The organism is Novacetimonas cocois (assembly GCF_003311635.1).
Classification (GTDB): Bacteria; Pseudomonadota; Alphaproteobacteria; order Acetobacterales; family Acetobacteraceae; genus Novacetimonas; species Novacetimonas cocois.
This window is the reverse complement of record NZ_QEXL01000017.1, coordinates 39957-61819: the sequence shown is the minus strand read 5'-3', so window position 1 is coordinate 61819 and position 21863 is coordinate 39957. Positions and strand designations below refer to the sequence as shown.

The 21863-nt window shown below is 62.0% G+C and carries 19 protein-coding genes; 17 read left to right on the top strand and 2 right to left on the bottom strand.

Going from position 1 to position 21863, the window contains the following annotated elements; all coding sequences use genetic code 11:
* From tmk to NJLHNGOC_RS12510, 11 genes are all read left to right on the top strand, one after another.
* Positions 1-648 (top strand): dTMP kinase, encoded by a 648-nt coding sequence (gene tmk, locus NJLHNGOC_RS12560; protein WP_113596676.1) that lies wholly within the window; start codon positions 1-3, stop codon positions 646-648.
* Positions 648-1613 (top strand): DNA polymerase III subunit delta', encoded by a 966-nt coding sequence (locus NJLHNGOC_RS12555; RefSeq protein WP_113596675.1) that lies wholly within the window; start codon positions 648-650, stop codon positions 1611-1613. Before tmk ends, NJLHNGOC_RS12555 begins: the two co-directional genes overlap by 1 nt.
* The gene (gene metG, locus NJLHNGOC_RS12550; RefSeq protein WP_113596674.1) at positions 1610-3151 is read left to right on the top strand and encodes a methionine--tRNA ligase; all 1542 of its coding nucleotides are present in this window, start codon (positions 1610-1612) and stop codon (positions 3149-3151) included. The genes NJLHNGOC_RS12555 and metG overlap by 4 nt, the downstream gene beginning before the upstream one ends.
* Positions 3148-3945: a TatD family hydrolase gene (locus NJLHNGOC_RS12545; protein WP_113596673.1), complete on the top strand. Its 798-nt coding sequence runs from the start codon at positions 3148-3150 to the stop codon at positions 3943-3945. The genes metG and NJLHNGOC_RS12545 overlap by 4 nt, the downstream gene beginning before the upstream one ends.
* A 3-nt stretch (positions 3946-3948) precedes the next feature.
* A complete protein-coding gene (locus NJLHNGOC_RS12540; protein ID WP_113596672.1) occupies positions 3949-4734 on the top strand; it encodes an MBL fold metallo-hydrolase in 786 nt (261 codons plus the stop codon).
* 335 nt (positions 4735-5069) lie between these two features.
* Positions 5070-7016: a PrkA family serine protein kinase gene (locus NJLHNGOC_RS12535; protein ID WP_113596671.1), complete on the top strand. Its 1947-nt coding sequence runs from the start codon at positions 5070-5072 to the stop codon at positions 7014-7016.
* Positions 7017-7042: 26 nt separating this feature from the next.
* Positions 7043-8350, top strand: a complete 1308-nt coding sequence (locus NJLHNGOC_RS12530) for a YeaH/YhbH family protein (RefSeq protein WP_113596670.1) — start codon at positions 7043-7045, stop codon at positions 8348-8350.
* Positions 8347-9921, top strand: a complete 1575-nt coding sequence (locus NJLHNGOC_RS12525) for a SpoVR family protein (protein ID WP_113596669.1) — start codon at positions 8347-8349, stop codon at positions 9919-9921. The genes NJLHNGOC_RS12530 and NJLHNGOC_RS12525 overlap by 4 nt, the downstream gene beginning before the upstream one ends.
* A gap of 127 nt (positions 9922-10048) precedes the next feature.
* On the top strand, positions 10049-11551 hold the full coding sequence (gene guaB / locus NJLHNGOC_RS12520) for an IMP dehydrogenase (protein WP_113596668.1): 1503 nt from the start codon (positions 10049-10051) through the stop codon (positions 11549-11551).
* Between the two features lie 30 nt (positions 11552-11581).
* Positions 11582-12877, top strand: coding sequence for an RsmB/NOP family class I SAM-dependent RNA methyltransferase (locus tag NJLHNGOC_RS12515; protein WP_113596667.1), 1296 nt, complete (start codon positions 11582-11584; stop codon positions 12875-12877).
* A gap of 139 nt (positions 12878-13016) precedes the next feature.
* Positions 13017-14870 carry a cation:proton antiporter gene (locus NJLHNGOC_RS12510; protein WP_113596666.1) on the top strand — a complete coding sequence of 618 codons (1854 nt, stop codon included), beginning with the start codon at positions 13017-13019 and terminating at the stop codon, positions 14868-14870.
* A 6-nt stretch (positions 14871-14876) separates the two neighbouring features.
* Here NJLHNGOC_RS12510 and NJLHNGOC_RS12505 read toward each other — a convergent pair whose 3' ends face one another.
* Entirely contained in the window at positions 14877-15341 is a 465-nt protein-coding gene (locus NJLHNGOC_RS12505; protein WP_113596665.1) for a L,D-transpeptidase family protein, read from the bottom strand.
* A gap of 218 nt (positions 15342-15559) precedes the next feature.
* On the opposite strand from NJLHNGOC_RS12505, the gene NJLHNGOC_RS12500 reads away from it, so the two are divergent.
* Entirely contained in the window at positions 15560-16276 is a 717-nt protein-coding gene (locus NJLHNGOC_RS12500) for a response regulator transcription factor (protein ID WP_110529422.1), read from the top strand.
* 137 nt (positions 16277-16413) lie between these two features.
* Here the strand turns inward: NJLHNGOC_RS12500 and NJLHNGOC_RS12495 are convergent, their stop codons facing one another.
* Positions 16414-17214: an exodeoxyribonuclease III gene (locus NJLHNGOC_RS12495; protein ID WP_113596664.1), complete on the bottom strand. Its 801-nt coding sequence runs from the start codon at positions 17212-17214 to the stop codon at positions 16414-16416.
* A gap of 422 nt (positions 17215-17636) precedes the next feature.
* Here NJLHNGOC_RS12495 and uvrC point away from each other — a divergent pair, with 422 nt between their 5' ends.
* The 5 genes from uvrC (at position 17637) to NJLHNGOC_RS12470 (ending at position 21601) form a co-directional block, all read left to right on the top strand.
* On the top strand, positions 17637-19529 hold the full coding sequence (gene uvrC / locus NJLHNGOC_RS12490) for an excinuclease ABC subunit UvrC (RefSeq protein WP_113596663.1): 1893 nt from the start codon (positions 17637-17639) through the stop codon (positions 19527-19529).
* Between the two features lie 93 nt (positions 19530-19622).
* Positions 19623-20222, top strand: a complete 600-nt coding sequence (pgsA, locus tag NJLHNGOC_RS12485; protein WP_113596662.1) for a CDP-diacylglycerol--glycerol-3-phosphate 3-phosphatidyltransferase — start codon at positions 19623-19625, stop codon at positions 20220-20222.
* A 99-nt stretch (positions 20223-20321) separates the two neighbouring features.
* On the top strand, positions 20322-20828 hold the full coding sequence (locus tag NJLHNGOC_RS12480; protein WP_133258747.1) for a hypothetical protein: 507 nt from the start codon (positions 20322-20324) through the stop codon (positions 20826-20828).
* Between the two features lie 48 nt (positions 20829-20876).
* Positions 20877-21131 (top strand): molybdopterin converting factor subunit 1, encoded by a 255-nt coding sequence (gene moaD, locus NJLHNGOC_RS12475; protein ID WP_113596660.1) that lies wholly within the window; start codon positions 20877-20879, stop codon positions 21129-21131.
* A gap of 5 nt (positions 21132-21136) precedes the next feature.
* Positions 21137-21601, top strand: coding sequence for a molybdenum cofactor biosynthesis protein MoaE (locus tag NJLHNGOC_RS12470; protein WP_113596659.1), 465 nt, complete (start codon positions 21137-21139; stop codon positions 21599-21601).
* Positions 21602-21863 lie beyond the last annotated feature (262 nt).

Genomic DNA, 21863 nt, shown 5'->3' with positions numbered 1-21863 from the left:
ATGACGGGTTTATTCATCACGTTCGAAGGGGGTGAGGGGGCAGGAAAATCCACGCAGGCCGCCCTGCTGGAACAGTACCTACGCACGCGCCTGCCCGCGGACGCGATCGTGCGCACGCGCGAACCGGGCGGAACACCGGGGGCGGAGGCACTGCGTGACTTCCTCCTGTTCGGCGGCCACGACCTGTCGCTACGCGCCGAAACCCTGCTGCATTTTTCCGCGCGATACGATCACGTGGACCAGTTGATCCGTCCGGCGATGGCGGCGGGAAAGGTCGTCATCTCGGACCGTTTCACCGATTCTACCGCCGCCTATCAGGGATATGGACGCGGGCAGGGCGATCCCGCGATCCTTGACCTTATCGAATCGCTGCGCAAACGCACGGGCATCAGCCCGGATCTGACATTCATCCTGACCGTCCCGCGCCCCGTGGCACTTGCGCGGCTGCGGGCGCGCGCCAACCGTCCCGATCGCTATGAAACCGCGAACGAGGCGTTTCATGCCCGCGTGGCGGAGGGTTTCATCGCCATGGCAAAGGCGGAACCCGAACGCTGCATCACGCTCGACGCGACACAGCCACCCGAAATCATCGCGCGTGAAATCGCAACCCACGTCGCGACCCGCCTTCCGCCATCGCGGGAAGCGTGATGACGGCTCCACGCGAACGGACACGACTGCATGGGCACGGGGCCGCGTGGCGACAGTTCGAGAGCGTCATGCGCTCGGGACGGCTGCACCATGCCTGGCTGCTGACCGGCGCGGAAGGCATCGGCAAGGCCACGATGGCCTTCATGATGGCCCGCGCCCTTCTGGACGCGCTGGATCATGACAGCCCGGTCGGGCGGCGCGTCAGCGCGGGCACCCATGCCGACCTTCTGGTGGTCGCGCGCGCCATGGACGAAAAGAACCATCGCCTGCGTCGCGAAATCGTCGGCGACGACGTGCGCCCGATCGGCGCGTTCCTGCGGCGCACGGCGGCGGAGGGAGGATGGCGCGTCGTGATCGTCGATGGGGCGGAATACATGAACCGCACCGCATCGAACGCCATCCTGAAAATCCTTGAGGAACCGCCAAGGGGCGCGATACTGATCCTGACCTGCGCCGCGCCGGGCCGCCTTCTGCCGACGATACGCAGCCGGTGCCGGACGCTGGACCTTGGCCCGCTGTCGCCACAGGCGCTTGATGACATCCTGCATGATGTCGTGGAGGAAGAGCAGCGGCACGATATCGCGAAAGTCATCCCGCTGGCCCACGGATCGGCGGGGCGCGCCCTGTCGCTGCTGCGCAGGAACGGGGTAAAACTCTCCGCGCTGGTGGACGAGGTGATGGCCGGCGAAACCGGCGACATGGATGCCTATCGTATCGCCGGCAGCATCGCGGAGGCGGAAAATGGCTTTTCGGTCTTTTTCGATCTGTTATGCGATGCCATATCGACAAGGACACGCGAACTCCTCCGTCAGCCACGGCATGAGGGACCGGTCCGCGATCGCCGTCCCGAACACATGGCGCGGGCGTGGCAGGATCTGGTCCGCCTGCGGGCAGAGACCGAAAATTTCAATCTGGATAAGCAGCAGGCGCTCCTGACGGCGCTTGCGCGGGTGAATGCAATATGACACGGCGCTATTACGTCACGACACCGATCTATTATGTGAATGGGGCGCCCCATATCGGCCACGCCTATACCTCCGTCGCGGCGGACGTCATCGCGCGTTTCAAGCGACTGGCGGGATTCGACGTGTTCTTCCTGACCGGCACCGACGAACATGGGCAGAAGGTGGAACAGGCCGCGCAGGCCGCGGGCATGACCCCGATCGCCCTGGCCGACCGCGTCGCCGCGGATTTCCGCGACATGTATGATGCGATGGCCATCTCCTACGATGATTTCATCCGCACGACCGAACCCCGCCATGCCGAAGGGGCCTCCGCCCTGTGGAAGAAGCTGGAGGAAAACGGCCATATCTATCTTGGCGCGTACGAGGGCTGGTACGCGCTGCGCGATGAATGCTTCTATCAGGAAGACGAACTGATAACCCGCCCCGATGGCACGCGCGTCGCGCCCACCGGCGCGCCGGTAGAATGGGTGAAGGAACCGTCGTATTTCTTCCGCCTGTCCGATTTCGCCGACCGGCTTCTGGAACTTTACGAAAAACATCCCGGCTTTGTGGAGCCTTCCTCCCGCCGGAACGAGGTCATCAGCTTCGTGCGCGGGGGCCTGCGTGACCTGTCCATCAGCCGGACCAGCTTCAACTGGGGCATTCCGGTGCCCGGCGACCCGAAACATGTGATGTATGTGTGGGTCGATGCGCTGGCCAATTACCTGTCGGCCGTCGGATATCCCGACGAAAGCGCGCCACGATGGGATTTCTGGCCCGCGAATCTGCATCTGGTGGGCAAGGACATCCTGCGCTTTCACGCCATTTACTGGCCCGCGCTGCTGATGGGGGCGGGACTGGCGCTGCCTGAACGTGTCTTCTCCCACGGATGGTGGACCATCGAAGGCCAGAAGATGAGCAAGTCGCTGGGCAACGTGGTCGATCCGCGCGATCTGGTGAAGGAATTCGGCCTGGACCCCATCCGCTTCTTCCTGATGCGTGAAATGCCGTTTGGCGGGGACAGCGACCTCAGCCGCAAGGCCATCATCACGCGCATGAACGTCGAACTCGCCAACGATCTTGGCAACCTTGCCCAGCGCACCCTGTCGCAGATCGCGCGCAACTGTGGCGGCGTCCTGCCCGAACGTGGCGTCCACACGGCGGAGGACACGGCCCTTCTGGCGCAGGCCAGCCTGCTGCCGGAAATCATGGAAGGCCAGATCGACAGGCAGGCCCTGACGGACGCGCTGGAGGAAGTCTGGAAAGTCATCCGCGCCAGCAACGCCTATATTGACCATCAGGCCCCGTGGGCGCTGAAGAAGACCGACCCGCAACGCATGGCCGACGTGCTGCGCGTACTCGTCGATGGCCTGCGTGTCATCGCCACGGTCCTGCAGCCCTACATGCCGCGGAGCATGGATGCCATGCTGACCCAGCTGGGTGTGGAGGCCGGGGAACGCAGCTTCGCCGCGCTGGATGTGCCGCTGCCGGCGGGCCGGACGCTGCCCGCGCCCAAGGGGATCTTCCCCCGCTTCGTCGAAGCGGACGCAACGCCATGACCCGGACGGACCTGACGGATTCACACTGCCATCTGGATCATTTCTCGGACGAGGAACTGCCCGATCTTCTGGCGCGGGCGCGCGATGCCGGGGTCGGGGGGCTTGTCACGATCGGCACGCGCCTGTCGCGCGCGGCACAGCAGAAAAAGCTGGCCGCCCTCGATTCCCCGCAGGTACGGGTATGGTGCACCATCGGCACCCACCCCGATCACGTCGATGAAGCCCCCGTGCCAACGCCCGAGGACATCATTGCGCAGACCCATGATGCCTGCGTCATCGGAATCGGGGAAAGCGGCCTTGATTATTTCCATGGCAAGCCGGAGATTCGCCCCCGCCAGCAGGAAAGCTTTCGCGCCCATATCGCTGCGGCCCGGCAGACCGGCCTGCCGCTGGTCATCCACACGCGCGAGGCTGATGAAGACATGATCTCCATCCTGCGGCAGGAAACGGAAGAAAAGGGCGCCTTTCCCTTTCTGGTGCACTGTTTTTCCTCCGGCCCGGAACTGGCGCGGGCCGCGATCGAACTGGGTGGCTATATCAGCTTTTCAGGGATCGCGACCTTCAACCGCTCCGACGCGCTGAGGGCCATCGCGGCCGACATCCCGGCCGAACGCCTGCTGGTGGAAACGGATGCGCCTTTCCTTGCCCCGGTTCCAAAGCGGGGCAAGCGCAACGAACCCGGATACGTCGCCCATACGGCACGGCGTCTGGCGCAGGTGCGGCAGATGGACGATGACAGGTTCGCGGCGCTGACGACGGCCAATTTCCACCACCTGTTCACCAGGGCGGCCTGAACGATGGAAATGACCATTCTGGGCTGCGGGGGATCGGCGGGCGTTCCCATGATCGGCGGACCCGACGGGGCAGGGGACTGGGGCGAATGCGATCCACAGGAACCACGCAATGCCCGTACCCGCTCCTCCGTCCTGCTGCGCGACGACAGGGGGCATGCGCTGCTGGTCGATACGGGGCCGGACCTGCGCGCGCAGCTGCTGGCGCAGCGGATTTCGCGTGTCGATGCGGTCATCTATACCCATGCCCATGCGGACCATATCGCGGGGCTTGATGAACTGCGGGCGATCAACCGCATCATGGGATGTCCGATTCCGGCCTATGCCACGCAGGATGTCATTGATGAACTGATCATGCGCTTCGATTACGTGTTCCGTCCATGGACGCCGCCATCCTTCTACCGTCCGGTCCTGGTCCCGCATGTCGTGACCCCCGGCGACGAGGTGGAAATCGCGGGCATGAAGGTGCGTATTTTCGAGCAGGTGCATGGCCGCACCCTGACCCTTGGCCTTCGGGTCGGGCCGATGGCCTACTGCACCGATGTCGCGGAACTTGATGAAACGGCGCTGGATATCCTGCACGGGGTCGATACCTGGGTGGTTGGATGTTTCCAGCGTGCGACCCATGTTTCCCACGGCTGGCTGGAACAGGTCCTGCGGTGGCGCGAACGCATCCAGCCCCGGCGCACCGTCCTGACCCATATGGGCCCCGACATGGACTGGGGCTGGATGCAGGCGCATCTGCCACCGGGGGTTGAGGCCGCGCATGACGGGATGGTGCTGCGGACCTGACGGCCGCATGACGGGGACCCTACCAATGCTTCATGCTGAAAATTTAGGTTGAATCCCGCGCATCCGGAGCGATAGCGTAAATGGACGGGCCGATCCGTGATCGGGACCCGCTGTTTACGGGGTGACAAAATCACTAGGTTATATCAGGGCAATAATGCCCGACCTCACGATACCACGCCCATGCAGGCGAAAGGTCGTGTCATCACCGCCAAACGTTAAAGAGACAGGTTGCCGATACCCCCTTTGCATGCAGGGGACGGATTACAAGACAAGATACGACGAACGCTCATCCTAAGGTTCACCCCGAACCCTGCTGATTTCGGAGAAATCTGCTGATGGCCAATGAGTTCAATGTCTTTTCCCTTGCGACGGCAATGCGCGACGAACACCGCGAAGTCGAAATGGGACTGTCCGACTACCTCGAACACTGCAAGGCTGATCCATCCTGTTACGCCACTGCGGCGGAGCGCATGCTGAGCGCGATCGGAGAGGCCGAGACGATCGATACGTCACGCGACCCGCGCATGTCGCGTATCTTCATGAACCGTACGTTACGGATCTATCCCGCCTTTGCCGATTTCTACGGGATGGAAGAAACCATCGAGCAGATTGTCGGCTTTTTCCGTCACGCGGCGCAGGGGCTGGAGGAACGCAAGCAGATCCTCTACCTGCTCGGCCCTGTGGGGGGGGGCAAGTCCTCGCTGGGCGAACGCCTCAAGGCGCTGATGGAAAAGGAGCCGATCCATGTCCTAAAGGCGGGACGGCAGATCAGCCCGGTTTTTGAAAGCCCCCTCGGCCTGTTCGACCCCGAACGCATGGGACCCGCGCTGGAAAAGCAGTATGGCATTCCGCGTCGCCTGCTGACGGGCATTGCAAGCCCGTGGGCCATAAAGCGGCTGGAGGAATTCGATGGCGACCTTTCACGTTTCAGCGTCGTCAGGCTGCATCCCTCGCGGCTGCGCCAGATCGCGATCGCCAAGACCGAGCCCGGCGACGACAACAACCAGGACGTGTCCGCGTTGGTGGGAAAGGTCGATATCCGCCAGCTGGAAAACTACAGCCAGAACGATCCCGACGCCTACAGCTTTTCAGGCGGGCTGAACCGCGCCAATCAGGGCATCCTCGAATTCGTGGAGATGTTCAAGGCGCCGATCAAGATGCTGCATCCCCTGCTGACGGCAACGCAGGAGGGTAATTATGTCGGCACGGAAAACATCGGGGCCATTCCCTTTACGGGCGTCATCCTGGCCCATTCGAACGAGGCGGAATGGCAGACCTTCCGCAACAACCGCTCCAACGAGGCATTTCTGGACCGCGTATGCGTCATCAAGGTGCCCTACTGCCTGCGTGTGACCGAAGAGTCGCGGATTTATGAAAAACTGATCGATACCTCCAGCCTGTCAGCCGCCCCGTGCGCGCCGAACACGCTGGAAATGCTGGCGCGCTTCGCCGTGCTGTCGCGGCTGAAGCCGCACCCCAACTCCACCCAGTTCGCGAAAATGCGTGTCTATGACGGGGAAAACATCCGTGAAACCGACCCCAAGGCGCGCACGATGCAGGAATATCGCGACGCGGCGGGCGTGAACGAGGGCATGAACGGGATTTCCACGCGCTTCGCCTACAAGGTGCTGTCGGCCACGTTCAACCACGACCCGACGGAAATCGCGGCCGATCCGGTGCACCTGATGTATGTCCTTGAACATGCCATCCGGCGCGAACAGTTCCCCGCAGAGGTCGAGGCACAGTACCTCGCCACGCTCAAATCCGATCTGGCCGGGCGTTATGCCGAATATCTGGGCCATGAAATCCAGAAGGCCTATCTGGAAAGCTATAACGATTATGGCCAGAACCTGTTTGACCGGTATCTGGAACATGCGGACGCATGGATCGAAGATCAGGATTTCAAGGATCCCGACACCGGACAGATGCTCAATCGCGACCTGCTGAACTCCGAACTGACCAAGACGGAAAAACCCGCCGGGATCGCCAACCCCAAGGATTTCCGTAACGAGGTAGTGAAATTCGCCCTGCGCGCGCGCGCCAATAACGCAGGCCGCAACCCGTCCTGGACGTCCTATGAAAAAATCCGCGACGTCATTGAAAAACGGATGTTCAGCCAGGTGGAGGACCTTCTGCCGGTCATCAGCTTCGGTTCGAAAAAGGACAGGGAGACCGGGCACAAGCACGATGAGTTCGTCGGACGCATGATTGCGCGCGGTTATACGGAACGCCAGGTCCGCCGGCTGGTTGAATGGTACATGCGGGTCAAGCAGTCCGCCTGACACATGGAACATGGTGGTAATGCGCAGTGGACATCATTGACAGACGTTCCAATCCCCATGGGAAAAATATCGAGAACCGGCGTCGGGTCATCGAACGCGCCCGCGACGCCGTTCAGAAATCCGTGCGCGAGGCCATAGCGCACGGTAGCATACAGGAGACCGGACATGACAGAAGCGTCACCGTACCCGCCGATGCCCTGCATGAACCTTCCTTCCACCGCGTCTTCAGCGAGGGCAGCCGCGATTTCATCCTGACGGGCAACAAGGAATTCTGTCGCGGTGACAAGCTGCAGCGCCCACCCGGAGCAGGTCAGGGCGGTGGCAGCGGGGAAGGAAACGCATCAGAAAAGGGGGAGGGGGAAGACAGCTTCCGCTTTGTCCTCAGCCGGGAGGAATTCCTTGATCTGTTCCTCGACGATCTGGAACTGCCGGACCTTGTGAAGCGTGAACTGGCGACGACCGAAACCACGACCCCGGTGCGGGCGGGGCTGAGCAATGACGGCTCCCCCTCCCAGCTGGACCTTTCGCGCACGATGCGCCGCTCCATCGCGCGGCGCATCGGGCTGCGCCGGCCGCGCCCGGATGACATGACCCGGATGGAACAGCGCATCCATGCGCTGGAACAGCAGCGCCCCCTGAGCGATGGCGAGCTTGCCGAACTTCAGGACCTGCGGGAACAGCGCACGGTCATGCAGCGGCGTCTGGCCCGCATTCCATGGGTGGACCCGGTTGACCTGCGCTATCGCCGCCATGCCGTGATGCCCCAGCCGGTCACGCGGGCGGTCATGTTCTGCCTGATGGATGTTTCCGGATCGATGACGGAGCGGATGAAGGACCTTGCCAAGCAGTTCTTCGCGCTTTTGCACGTGTTCTTGGAACGGCGTTACCGCACGCTTGACATCGTCTTCATCCGTCATGCCGAACGGGCGGAGGAAGTGGATGAAAACACATTCTTCCACGATCCCAGCACGGGGGGGACGCTTGTCTCCTCCGCGCTGGAACTGATGGCGGGCATCCAGAAACAGCGCTATCCGGTTCACAGCTGGAACATCTATGCGGCACAGGTGTCCGACGGCGACAACCTGCCGTCCGACATGGGACGCGCCTGCGCCCTGCTGAGCGATGAAATCCTGCCGAACGTGCAGTATTTCGCCTATATCGAGGTTTCCGCCTCCGGCGCCGTCATACGCGGACAGACCGACCTGTGGCGGGCCTATCACGAAATCTCCACGCATGTGCCCCACCTTGCGGTCCGGCGCGTGGCCGAACGCAAGGACATCTTCCCTGTCTTCCGCGACCTGTTCTCCCAGCAGCCTGAAAGGGAAAACGCATGATGGACCTCCACCTCGGCCCCGCGCCTGTCCGGACCGGGTCGTCCCTGCTGTATCAGGGGAACGACTGGAACTTTGAAATACTGCGCGACTGCTATGACGCGGTGGCGGAAATCGCGGATCGTGAACTCGGTCTTACGGTCTATCCCAACCGGCTGGAGATCATCACGTCCGAACAGATGCTGGATGTCTATACCGCCCATGGCATGCCCCTGGGCTATCGCCACTGGTCACTGGGCAAACGGTTCATTTCCCATGAAAACGCCTATCGCCGGGGGATGATGGGGCTGGCGTACGAGGTCGTCATCAATTCCGATCCCTGCATCAGTTACCTGATGGAGGAAAACTCCGCCACGATGCAGACACTGGTGATCGCGCATGCCGCGTTCGGCCATAACCATTTTTTCCACAACAACCGCCTGTTCCGCGAATGGACCAACGCATCGGAAATCCTCGATTACCTTGAATTCGCCCGCGGCTACATCCACCAGTGCGAGGAACGCTACGGCATCGCGGCGGTGGAACGCATCCTTGACGCCGCCCATGCGCTGCAGGGGCAGGGGGTACATCGCCATTCGGGGGCACGGCGCCTCGACCTGCGGGGCGAACAGCTGCGCGCGCAGGCCCGCCGGCAGCATGAGGAGGCAACCTTCAACGACCTGTGGCGCACGCTGCCCCTCGACGATGAGCAGCCGCCGGAGACCGCATCCAGCGACCCGATGCGCCGCCGTCTTGGCCTGCCAGAGGAAAACCTCCTCTATTTCCTGGAAAAGCACGCGCCGCTGCTTGCATCATGGGAACGCGAGGTCATCCGCATCGTCCGCATGATCGCGCAGTATTTCTATCCCCAGCCGCAGCTCAAGATGATGAATGAAGGATGCGCGACGTGGGTTCATGATTACATCATGCGGCGGCTGCATGAAAACGGGCGCATCGATGACGCATCGTATCTGGAGGCCATCCATTCCACCAGCAACGTCATCACGCAGCCCGACTTCGATGCTGGCGGCGGCCCCTCCTTCAACCCCTATGCGCTGGGATTCGCCATGATGCGCGATATCGCGCGCATCTGCGCCGCTCCAACGGCGGAGGACCGGGCATGGTTTCCCGACATCGCGGGCAATGGACAGCCGATCGAGACGCTGAAGCATGCCTGGGCCGAATTCCGCGATGAAAGCTTCATCCTGCAGTTCCTCTCCCCCGCCGTGATACGGCAGTTCCGCATGTTCCGCATCCACGATGACACGTCTACCCCCTACCTGCTGGTCGATGCGATCCACGATGATGCGGGATATCGCGACATCCGGCGCACCGTGGCCCAGGCCCACGACCCCGCCAACATGCATGCGGAAATAGAGATTACTGGCGCGAACATGCATACCGACCGCCTGCTGACGATGGAGCACCGCACGATAAAGGGGCACCAGCTCCAGCCGTCGGACGCGCGCCAGACGCTGCAGCACATGGCGGACCTGTGGGGATATGGCGTGCAGCTGATCGAGCGGGACATGCACGACGGCACGGTGCTGACCACCTATGAGGCGACGGGAGGGAACGCCCGGAAACGCGAATGATCCTTTTATGGGACAAAGGGGCTGCAGAATGCTTGCAAGCCCCCGATTCACGGCTTATGAGGGTGCGCCAACGGTCGGGTACCCGCGGCACTGGGGACCCTCCACTGTCTGATGAGGTTCCTGCAGCATGTCTTCCACGACGAAACCGGTTTCCACTCCCCGCATTGAGGATCGCATCCGCGAGGCCCTGGCATTTGACGACGTGCTGGTGGTGCCGGACGAATCCAACGTCCTGCCGTCGGAAACATCGACGAAAACCCGCCTGACACGACGCATAAAGCTTAATATCCCGCTTGTTTCCTCGGCCATGGACACGGTGACCGAGGACAACATGGCGATCGCCATGGCGCAGAATGGCGGCCTTGGCGTCATTCACAAGAACCTGACCATCGAACAGCAGGCCGAACAGGTCCGTCGCGTCAAGCGTTTCGAATCCGGCATGGTGGTCAACCCGGTCACGGTTTTCCCTGACCAGACCCTGGCGGAGGTCAACGCCATCATGTCGCGCCACGGCATCAGCGGCCTGCCGGTGGTGGAACGCGAGACCAACCGGCTGGTGGGGATCCTGACCAACCGTGACGTGCGCTTCGCCACCGATCCGGGGCAGCGCGTCTATGAACTGATGACGCGCGAAAACCTGGTGACCGTCAATCACGACGTGGCGCGTGAACAGGCACGCCAGCTCCTGCATCGCCATCGCATCGAAAAGCTGCTGGTCATCGATGAGGAGGATCGCTGCGTCGGCCTGATTACGGTCAAGGACATGGACAAGGCCGTCATGCACCCCAACGCCAACAAGGATGAGCTGGGGCGCCTGCTGTGCGCGGCGGCGACGGGCGTGGGCGAAGATGGCCTGACGCGGGCGCGTGAACTGATCGACGCGGGCGTGGACGTGATCGTGGTCGATACCGCCCATGGTCATTCGCGCGGGGTGCTGAGCGCCATAGAGAAGATCAAGGCCATCCGGGAGGACATCCAGATCGTGGCGGGCAACGTCGCCACGCCGGAGGCCGCGCGCGCCCTGATAAAATCAGGCGCCGACTGCGTGAAAATCGGCATTGGCCCGGGGTCGATCTGCACCACGCGTATCGTCGCGGGCGTTGGCGTTCCGCAGTTTTCCGCCGTCATGGAAACAGCAGCAGCCTGCCATGAACTCGACATTCCCGCCATCGCGGACGGGGGCATCCGGACCTCAGGCGACGTGGTCAAGGCGATTGGCGCGGGGGCGGATGTCGTCATGATCGGCTCCCTGCTGGCGGGGACCGAGGAAGCACCAGGCGAGGTCTTCCTGTATCAGGGCCGCACCTATAAATCCTATCGCGGGATGGGCAGCCTTGGCGCCATGGCGCGTGGTTCGGCCGACCGGTATTTCCAGCAGGAAATCAAGGACACCCACAAGATGGTCCCCGAAGGGATCGAAGGGCGCGTTGCCTACAAGGGTGCGATGGGGGCCGTGGTGCACCAGCTTGTCGGCGGCCTGCGCGCGGGCATGGGCTATACCGGGTCGGCCACCGTGCCCGACCTGCAGCGGCGTGCCCGGTTCCGGCGCATCACGGGGGCGGGGCTGCGTGAAAGCCACGTCCATGACGTGTCCATCACGCGTGAAGCACCGAATTACCGCCAGGATTGATAGCGTCATAACAAAAGCGATTACAGTTCAATGACCCCCAGTGCCCGGCTGTCGGCCACCATCGACCTTCTTTCCGCGATGGAGGCCACGCCGTACCGGCCAGCCGACGCGGTTGCCAATTCGTTTTTCCGCGAACGCCGTTATATCGGCGGGGGCGACCGCCGGGCCATTTCGGCGCGGGTCTGGGACATCCTGCGTCACTGGCGGCGGCTATGCTGGTGGATCGAACGGGCCGGCGCCCCGGTTACGCCACGCAGCCTGACGCTGGCGATGGTCGTGCTGGCGCGTCAGGACCGCATGACGCCGGAGGAGCTTTTCAGCGGCGAACGTTACGCGCCCACGCGCCTTTCGGCACGGGAATCCGAGTTGTGCAATTTCCTAAGGGAACAGCCCCTCGATCATCCCGAAATGCCCCGTCCCGTCAGGCTGGAAGTGCCGGACTGGCTGCTGGCGCATCTGGATAACGCATTTGGCGACCAGACGGAGGCGGAACTTGCGGCAATGGGGGGCGAGGCCACGCTGGATTTACGCGCCAACCTGCTGAAAACCACGCGGGAGGCGGCACGCGCGGCCCTTGGGGAAGAGGGTATCGTGACGCGGGAAACCGCGCTATCGCCCTGGGGCCTGCGGGTCGCGGGCCGGCAGCCCGTGACCTCCACGGCGGCGTTCCGGGCGGGACTTGTCGAAATACAGGACGAAGGCAGCCAGCTGATTGCCGCTGTCGTCGGGGCGGAACCCGGGATGCGGGTGCTCGATTATTGCGCGGGCGCTGCGGGCAAGACGCTCGCGATGGCCATGACGATGAACAATCGCGGCCATATCGTCGCGTGCGATGTCTCCGAACCGCGGCTGGAGGGGGCAGTGCGGCGCCTACGCCGCGCGGGCGTGCACAACGCGGAACGTCACCTGCTGGTCCCCGGCGACAAATGGGCGCGTCGTCGCGCCGGCAGTTTCGATCGGGTTCTGGTGGACGCGCCGTGCACCGGCACGGGAACGTGGCGGCGCAACCCCGACGCGCGCCTGCGCCTGCGGGAAAGCGATTTGCGTGAACTGATGGAAAAACAGGCCGATATCCTTGACCGGGCGGCAAAGCTGCTGCGGCCGGGGGGGCGTCTGGTTTACGCCACCTGTTCCATCCTGCCCGAAGAAAACCAGAACCAGATCGCCGCCTTCGTGCAGCGTAATCCGGAATTCCGGATGGTCACGCCACCAGCGGTCGAGGGGGGCATGCCCGCCGGATTGCTGGTTGACGGAAAAATGAGCCTTTCGCCGTTACGCAACGGAACGGACGGCTTTTTTGCCGCTATCATGGAACGTGCCGCCTGAGAGGCTTTTTTCAATCCTGATTGACGGGCATGCCGGCCACGGCAATGGCAGCGGGTTCATGCACTCCGGCATGACGGCCATCCTGTCTGCCGGACGGCGTGACGATGCCTGCTGAAACGGAACGATACGGGAAATAAAGATGCAGGATAATCTGGCGATTGGCATTCTGTGTGTTCTGGGCGGCGGAATCGCGGCCCAGTGGGTCGCATGGAGGTTCAGGCTGCCGGCCATTGTCCTGCTGTTCACGCTGGGGCTGATATATGGGCCGGGTCTGGGCCTGCTGCATCCGGCGGCGGCAATCGGACAGTATTTCCACCCCCTGATTTCAATGGCAGTGGCCTTTATCGTCTTTGAAGGCGGGCTTGCGCTTGACCTGCGCCAGTGGCGGACCTCGGGGGAGGGGGTGCTGCGGCTGACGGCGGTGGCGCTGCCGATCAACTGGGTCCTGGGGACGCTGGCGGCCCATTTTGTCGGCCACCTGCACTGGGGCACGTCATGGCTGTTCGGGGCGATCATCGTGGTGACCGGCCCGACAGTCGTCCTGCCGCTGCTGCGCCATACCAAGCTGCGTCCGCGCGTGGCCGCCTTCCTGCGATGGGAAGCCATCGTCAATGACCCGGTGGGGGCGATCCTTGCGACGTTCGTCATGGAATTCCTGCTCCTCCAGCCCTCCCACACCGCCGGCGTATCGCTGGCGGCCGTGGAAATCTGGCCCCATCTGCTGTTCAGCACCATGTTCGCCATCGGATGCGGCATCTTTCCTGCTCTGCTGGTCAAATTCCTGTCCATCCGCGACCTGCTGCCAGAGATCCTGCGCATTCCGATTATCCTGACCCTGGCCATGAGCATGGCGTCGGTCTGCAATCTGGTCATGGAGGCAACCGGCCTGATGGCGGCCACGGTGTTTGGCATGGCGCTGGCGAACCTGCATGTCGTCGGGATTTCCGAACTGCGCCGCATCAAGGAATCCCTGGGCGTCATCGTGGTGTCATGCCTGTTCGTCATCCTGACGGCCGACCTCCATCGCGAGGTGCTGGAGCGGCTGTCGCTGCCAATCCTCGCCCTGACGTTCACGGTCCTGTTCGTTGTGCGTCCACTCGGGATTTTCCTGTCGACCATCCGTTCCGACCTGTCATGGCAGGAACGGCTGTTCGTGGGATGGATCGCGCCACGGGGCATCGTGGCCGCGGCCGTCGCGGGCGTCGCGGGCCTGCAGCTTGGGGAAACGGGCGATCCCAGCGCGGCCCTGATTACCCCGGCCGTCTTTGCCGTCATCGCCACGACCATGCTCCTGCATGGATTTTCCCTTCGACCGCTGGCCCGTTACCTGCACCTGACCCTGTCCGACGAACCCGCGCTTGCGATCATGGGGGCCAACGCATGGTCCACCAATCTGGCCGTGACCGTTCATCAGCAGGGCATTCCCGTGATGCTGGTCGATACCTATTCCGGCGCGCTGGAAAAGGCGGCGCGACAGGGCGTGCCGACCCTGAAGGCCGAACTGCTGTCGGAAGAGGGGCTCGAAAGTCTGGAGGAACGTCCTGCGGACTATCTGATCGCCGCGACGCCTGATGCCATCTATAACGGTCTGGTCTGCGCCCGACTGGCCCCGGACTTTGGACGTCAGCGGGTCTTTCAGGTCAGTCCGGGTCTGGCCCGGCTTGACCTATATCGCGGCGTCAGCCGTGAATCCCGGGGGAAGGTACTGGGGGAACCGACATGGAATTTCTCCATGATTGATTCCCTGTTCGACCGGGGCTGGCGTTTCCAGGCCCACGTCATGACGGCCCCCGCGCAGGAAAATGAGTTCCCCCCGGCGAACACGCTGCTGTTCATGATCATCCGCAAGGGCGTCGCAATCTGGATTTTCTCGGCCGAAGACGAAATACAGTCCGAACCGGGGGAAGGGGACATGGTCATCCTGCTTCAGCCCCCGCCGCATCCTGCCCCGTTGCATCCTGCCCTGGCGCCTGCCGCCCTGCCGCAGTCCTGAGGGACGTTATCGCTGCCCCGGGGGCAGGACCTCGATTTCCCTCATGCCCATCCTGAGCAGTTTACGCAGTTCAGGCTCCGCAATGGCGATGCAGCCTTCGGTGGGACGACAATGGGGCGGCGGAAGGTGAAGGAAAATGGCGGACCCGCGCCCCGGCACAGGCGGCGCGTCGTTATATCCCAGCACGACCACCAGATCGTACAGATGATCATCGCGCCACAGTCGCTCATGCCGCGCCGGATGGGGCAGCATCACATAGCGGTTATAATCGGAATGGGTAGGATCATCGCACCACCCATCCTGTCGCGACAGCGGCTCCACCGGCAGATGACAAACAGGTGATGCCACCCGGTCGGCACGGTAAAAAACCTGCCGCAAAGGAAAAATTCCCGTCGGAGTGGCGTGATCTCCCTCAATTTTGTGGGTTTTGATGCCTCCCGCCCCGATGGTGGCAGGGATCCGTTCGTTCATGCAATGCAGTTGTGCGTCCAGACCGGTATTCGATTGCAAAATAGCGCGTATCATGAATTTCTCTGTGCAGGGTCGCATTTATGTTATGTCCGGCCTGAGGGGCTGGATATGGTTTCGCGATCATTGGGCGACAGCCTGATGCGACATGTTATCGTATCATGAAAGTCGAATAACCGATTCCGAATCTCGGAACGGACAAAGTTATAAAAGAGGGTTCGATGGCGGGTGCACGTCCCATTCTGATAGCGGACGACGATCAGACGTTACGTCAAATGCTCGTTGAACAGCTGCAGGTTGAAAGTGAATTTGAGGCGATCGAGGCAGGGTCCGTTGCGGAAGCGTGGGAAAAGCTGAATGCACCGGGCGCCCGTTTCGATGCGATCATCCTGGATGTTTCGCTACCTGACGGTGACGGACGGGATTTCTGCGCCGATCTGCGGCGCAAGGGCAAACGTATTCCGATTATCATCCTGACGGGATCGGATGATGAAACGGACGTGGTGCGCGGGCTGGATGCCGGCGCCAATGATTACGTGGCAAAGCCGTTCCGTATCGCCGAACTGCTGGCGCGGCTGCGTGCGCAGATGCGTATTTTTGAAAACAGCGAAGACGCCGTCTTTGCCATTGGGCCCTATATTTTCCGCCCTTCGGCCAAGCTGCTGCAGGAAACGGAAAAGAACCGTCGCATTCGCCTGACCGAAAAAGAGGCGGCCATCCTGAAATTCCTGTATCGCGCGGGCACGCGTCCGGTCCCCCGGCAGGTCCTGCTGAACGAGGTCTGGGGATATAACGCGGCGGTGACGACGCATACGCTGGAGACGCACATCTATCGCCTGCGTCAGAAGATCGAGCCCGATCCGACCAATGCCACGCTGCTGGTCACCGAAGGTGGTGGCTACCGCCTTGACCCCGAAGGCGGCAAGAACGCGGCCTGAGCACGCGCCCATTGCGGAAAATGTGGGGTGAAACGCCATCCGCGTTTCCTCACACCGACTGTCCCGGACAGGAAATGGTGTTCCCGCCCTTCCTGCCCATCCTGTCGGGGAGATGATTTCTCCCCGGGCACAGGTGGTTATTCTCCAGCTGCCAGGTCGATCATTACCGGCACATGATCCGATGGTTTGTCCCAGTCACGGGCCGACCGCAGGACCGACATCGCCCTGAGGTCCGGCACAAGATCGGGCGTCACCCATACATGATCCAGCCGCCGTCCCCGATTGGAAATGCTCCAGTTCCGGTTGCGGTACGACCACCATGTATAAAGCTTCTCCTCAGGCGGGACGAAATGCCGCATGGCATCGACAAAGCCGCTCTGCTGCCACGCAAGCAGGCGGGAGGTCTCCTCCGGCGTGTGGCTGACGATCTTCAGAAGCTGCCTGTGGCTCCAGACATCCTGTTCCAGCGGCGCTATGTTCAGGTCCCCCACCACCACGGTGCGACGCAGGTCGCGTGCCGCGAACCAGGCGCGCGCTTCGTCCACGAATGCAAGCTTGTGGGCGAATTTCGGGTTTTCCACCGGGTCGGGAATGTCACCGCCCGCAGGGACATAAAAATCATGCAGGATAATGGGATTGTCATCCGTGCCGCAGGCCACGGCGATATGGCGGCAGTCCCCCCGGCTGCACCAGTCCGGCATGTCCGGCAGCACCCGTATGGGAAGCCGGCTGAGGATTGCGACACCGTTATAGCTTTTCATGCCGCGAAAGCATACATGGGCAAAACCCAGCGCCCGCACGGCCTCCAGCGGGAACAGGTCATCCGTTACCTTGGTTTCCTGCAGGCAGACGATGTCAGGCTGGATTTCACCACACAGACGCTCCAGCAGGGGAAGCCGCAGGCGAAGCGAATTGATATTCCATGTCACGATACGCATAGGGGTGCATTACCCATCGGACCGGCAGTGACAAGGGCAATCCTGCAACAGGGATGACAGTTTTTCCTCCGCATGGCGACTTCCCCCCGATCGGGCGACAGGGGGCCGGTGGGACGAAAACAGGAACGGTTTTCCAAGCCCCCTTGAAATTACATGCGAAAATCTCGAAATACCGTGTGCCCTTCCTTGAAATGAGTTTTATTCACCTCGGGACTTGACATCATTGTTTTCCAATAAGTTGTGTCACCGTTTCGCCTCTTTTACGTACAGGCGGCCGCATAATCATTTCAAATCAACAGGTTATTCGTTGTGACGTTTTTTTGGGCAATCCAAGGGCAAGGGAGGAAAACCGCCATGCGCATGATTTTTTCTGCCTCTGCTCCACAGGCTTATCCACAGCATCGGTGGATGAACGGTTTTCAATGACCGCTGACACACAGACCCTCGCCACCATCGCCCCCCCGCAGGGTGTCGCCGCGATCCAGAAGGCGCTGCAGACCATGCCGATGTCGCCGGGCGTGTATCGCATGCTCGGCCGGAAGGGGGAGGTGCTGTATGTCGGCAAGGCGCTGGCGCTGAAAAAACGCGTCACGTCCTATACCCAGATCCACCGCCTGCCGGAGCGGTTGCGCCGCATGGTGTCGGAAACGGCATTCATGGAGATCGTAACCACCCATACCGAGGCCGAGGCCCTGCTGCTGGAGGCCAACTACATCAAGCGCATGCAGCCGCGTTACAACATCCTGCTGCGTGACGACAAAAGCTATCCGTGGATCATCCTGACCGACCGGCATGATTTCCCCCAGATCGCGAAACATCGGGGCAAGCCGGTCAAGGGCGCGTCCTACTGGGGGCCATTCGCCTCCGCATGGTCGGTCAACCAGACCCTGAACCTGCTGCAAAAGGCATTCCTGCTGCGCTCATGCACCGATTCCGTGCTGAAATCACGGACGCGCCCGTGCCTGCTGCATCAGATCCATCGCTGCTCTGCGCCGTGCGTGGACCTTATCAGCAAGGAAGATTATGCCGATCTGGTGCAGCAGGCGCGCGATTTCCTGTCCGGTCGCAACCCGCGCATGCACGAGGAACTGGTGCAGCAGATGGAAGAGGCCGCCAGCGCGCTGCAGTTCGAGCGCGCGGCCGCCATCCGCGACCGCATCCGGGGCCTGTCGGCGATGCAGCAGGATGCCAGCGTCATCAATCCCAGCACGATGTCGGATGCCGACATCATCGCCATCTGGCAGATCGCGGGACAGTCGTGCATTCAGGTCTTCTTCATCCGTGGTGGCCGCAACAACGGCAACCGCGCCTTTTTCCCCAGCCATGCCCGTGACGAGGACGCAGCCGACGTGCTGGCGGCGTTCATGGCGCAGTTTTACGACGACAAGCCGCCGCCCGGACAGATCCTGGTCAACCATGCCATTTCGGACAATGACCTCCTGATAAGCGCGCTGGAACTCCGCCGTGGGAGGCGTGTTGAGATCATCCACCCTCAACGTGGGGAAAAACGTGCGGTGCTGGAGCATGCCGAACTCAACGCGCGCGAGGCGCTCGAACGCAGGCTGGCGGAAAGCGCCGGACAGGCAAAGCTGCTTCACGGCGTGGCCGAACTGTTCGACCTGCCCGAACCTCCACGCCGCATAGAGACGTATGACAACAGCCATATCATGGGCAGCAATGCCTATGGCGTCATGGTGGTGGCGGGGCCGGAAGGCTTTGAAAAACGCGCCTATCGCAAATTCGCCATCAAGGGTCCCGTGACCCCCGGCGACGATTTCGGCATGATGCGCGAGGTGCTGGAACGTCGTTTCAGCCGCGCGCTACGCGATCGGGAGGAGGGAACGCGCCCCGATGACTGGCCCGATATCCTGCTGATTGACGGGGGCGCGGGACAGTATTCCGCCGTAAAGGCCGTGCTCGACGAACTCGGGGTGACGGACGTGACCCTTGTGGGCATTGCCAAGGGCATCGACCGCGACGCGGGGCGGGAATGGTTTCATACCGCCACGCGCCCCCCGTTCCAGCTGCCGCCGCGCGATCCGGTGCTGTACTACCTTCAGCGCCTGCGTGACGAGGCCCACCGTTTCGCCATCACGACCCATCGGGCGGGACGGTCAAAGACGTTGGTCAGATCCGAACTTGATGATATCCCCGGTATCGGTCCGGCGCGAAAGCGCGCGCTGCTGAACCGTTTCGGCTCGGCGCGTGGCGTGCGTCAGGCCGGGCTGGCGGAACTGGAATCCGCGCCGGGCATCAGCCGCGACACGGCACGGACGGTCTATGGCTTTTTCCATCCCGAATGGAACGGGAATTGACCATCATGTCATGCAGATGTGAGCAAATGACCGGGCAGACCAGCGTTATAGGTGTTTTTGATTCATGCTTTCGTTGGATATAGCTGGTGAACCATGCTTACTGATCTGCCAAATCTCCTGACTTTGTCGCGGATTGTTGCGGTTCCTGTCGTTGTCCTGCTGGTCGTCATCAACACGCCGGGCACCGACTGCGCGGCCTGCGTGATCTTCATCCTTGCCGGAATCACGGATTATCTTGATGGCAAGCTGGCCCGCGCATGGCATCAGAATTCCGACCTTGGCCGGATGCTCGACCCGATCGCGGACAAGCTGCTGGTGGGGGCGTGCCTGATGGTGCTGGCGGGACTGTCGCGCCTGCCTTACTGGACGCTGTATCCCGCGATCATCATCCTGTCGCGCGAAATCCTGGTCAGCGGCCTGCGTGAATATCTTGCCACGACCAAAGTGGGGCTGCCGGTCACGCGGCTGGCGAAATGGAAAACCGGTTTCCAGATGACGGCCATCGGCTTCCTGCTGGCGGGCGACAGCACGGCCGTACTGCTGCATATGGCATGGCTGCCGGTCAACCTGCTGGGGGCGGCGATGCTCTGGATCGCGGCGGCGCTGACGCTGGTGACAGGGTGGGATTACCTGTCGACCGGCATCCAGCACGTTACCCGCAATAATCAGTCGGTTAGCAACATCACCCCCTGATCGGGCCATTGCCGTGGCATAATGCCACTTGTGGTTGTGGTCATATCCGGGCAAATTCTCCTTATGGTTGTGAATCCTTCATGAACCAGGGAGAATGTGATGCGTCCGACAGCCCCGTTGTTACTGGTACTGACGCTGACGGGGTGCGGCGGCTTCGGCAAGGTACTGGCCGACAATACCGAACTTCCCGGCAGCCTGCCGAACATGCCCAGAATGGAAGTGGAATCGGAAAATCTCCGCCGTTCCATGGGCCATGCCGCCGCCGAACCACCGATCCTGCCGCAGGGACACAACATATGGCCGACCGGGATACAGGAGATGCCGACCCTGGCGGACATCAGTTCCGGCCGGGTTCATGCCGTGTCGGGCCATTTCATGCGTCGTTCGGCTGATGGCAGCCAGCAGCTGCCTGATGGCGGATCGCTCAGCATCGGTGACAGCGATGACCCGTCGGGTGAACTGGCCGCACCAGAGACCGGAATTCCCGCAAAGCAGGATCAGGGCCACACGGTCGCCGCGAATTCCGATATCATCGTGCCCCATGCCGATGGCAGCAAAACCGTGATCGGCGCGGACGGCACGGTGGTGGAGCAGCAGCATCCCTGATATATCGCTCTCCGATCTTGGGACCTGACGTAACAAAAGGGCAGGTGGATGCCGGATATCCTCTATTTCGCATGGCTACGTGACCGTCTCGGCCGGGAACGCGAGACCCTGACCCTGCCGTCGGACGTGACCCATGTGCGGGATCTGGTGCGCCTGCTGCATGACCGGGGTGGGGAATATGGCGAAATTTTCAGCCGTCCCGAACTGGTGCGGGTCGCGGTCAACCAGTCCTTCGCAACGCTTGGGGACCGCGTGAGACCAGATGACGAGATAGCCTTCTTTCCACCGGTAACGGGGGGATAGTCACCATGTCGCGCATTTCCGTTCGCGTGCAGACCGCCCCGTTCGATCCGACGCATGAAAGCACGTTGCTGCTGGCGGGACAGTCCGGCATCGGCGCGGTGGCATCCTTCACCGGGCTGGTCCGTGGCGATGGGGGGCTGAAGGCGCTGGAGCTGGAACATTACCCCGGCATGACCGAATCGATGATGACGCGAATCGCCGAATCGGCGATGACCCGATTCGCGCTGTCCGGTTGCACCGTCATCCATCGTGTCGGACGGCTGGAGGTGGGAGCCCCCATCGTGCTGGTCCTGTGTGCGTCAGCCCATCGGAGCACGGCGTTTCAGGCGGTCGAGTTCGTCATGGACTGGCTCAAGAGCCGGGCGCCTTTCTGGAAAAAAGAGGAATTCATGGACGGTCGCATCCAGTGGGTGCAGCCCCGCGAACAGGATGCGCAGAGCCTGCGGCGATGGGGGGAGGGGGACGCCTGACGACCGGGCGTTGCGAGGGTATTTTTCCCGGCAAAACCCGACTCAAAAATATCTTTTTTCCCCTTGACGACGGATTGTCCAAGAGTCGGGAAACCTGACCCCGGTCATATATCTAGTGCGCCGGGCGGTCTTTTGGTCCATATATAGCGCCACAGCAGCAATGACCGGACAGACGAGAAACGGGATTCCCCGATCCTGCGGCATGTCACGGCCAGCTTATGGAGTTTAAGTGGATGAGTCTGGACGGCATCTCCGGTTCTAC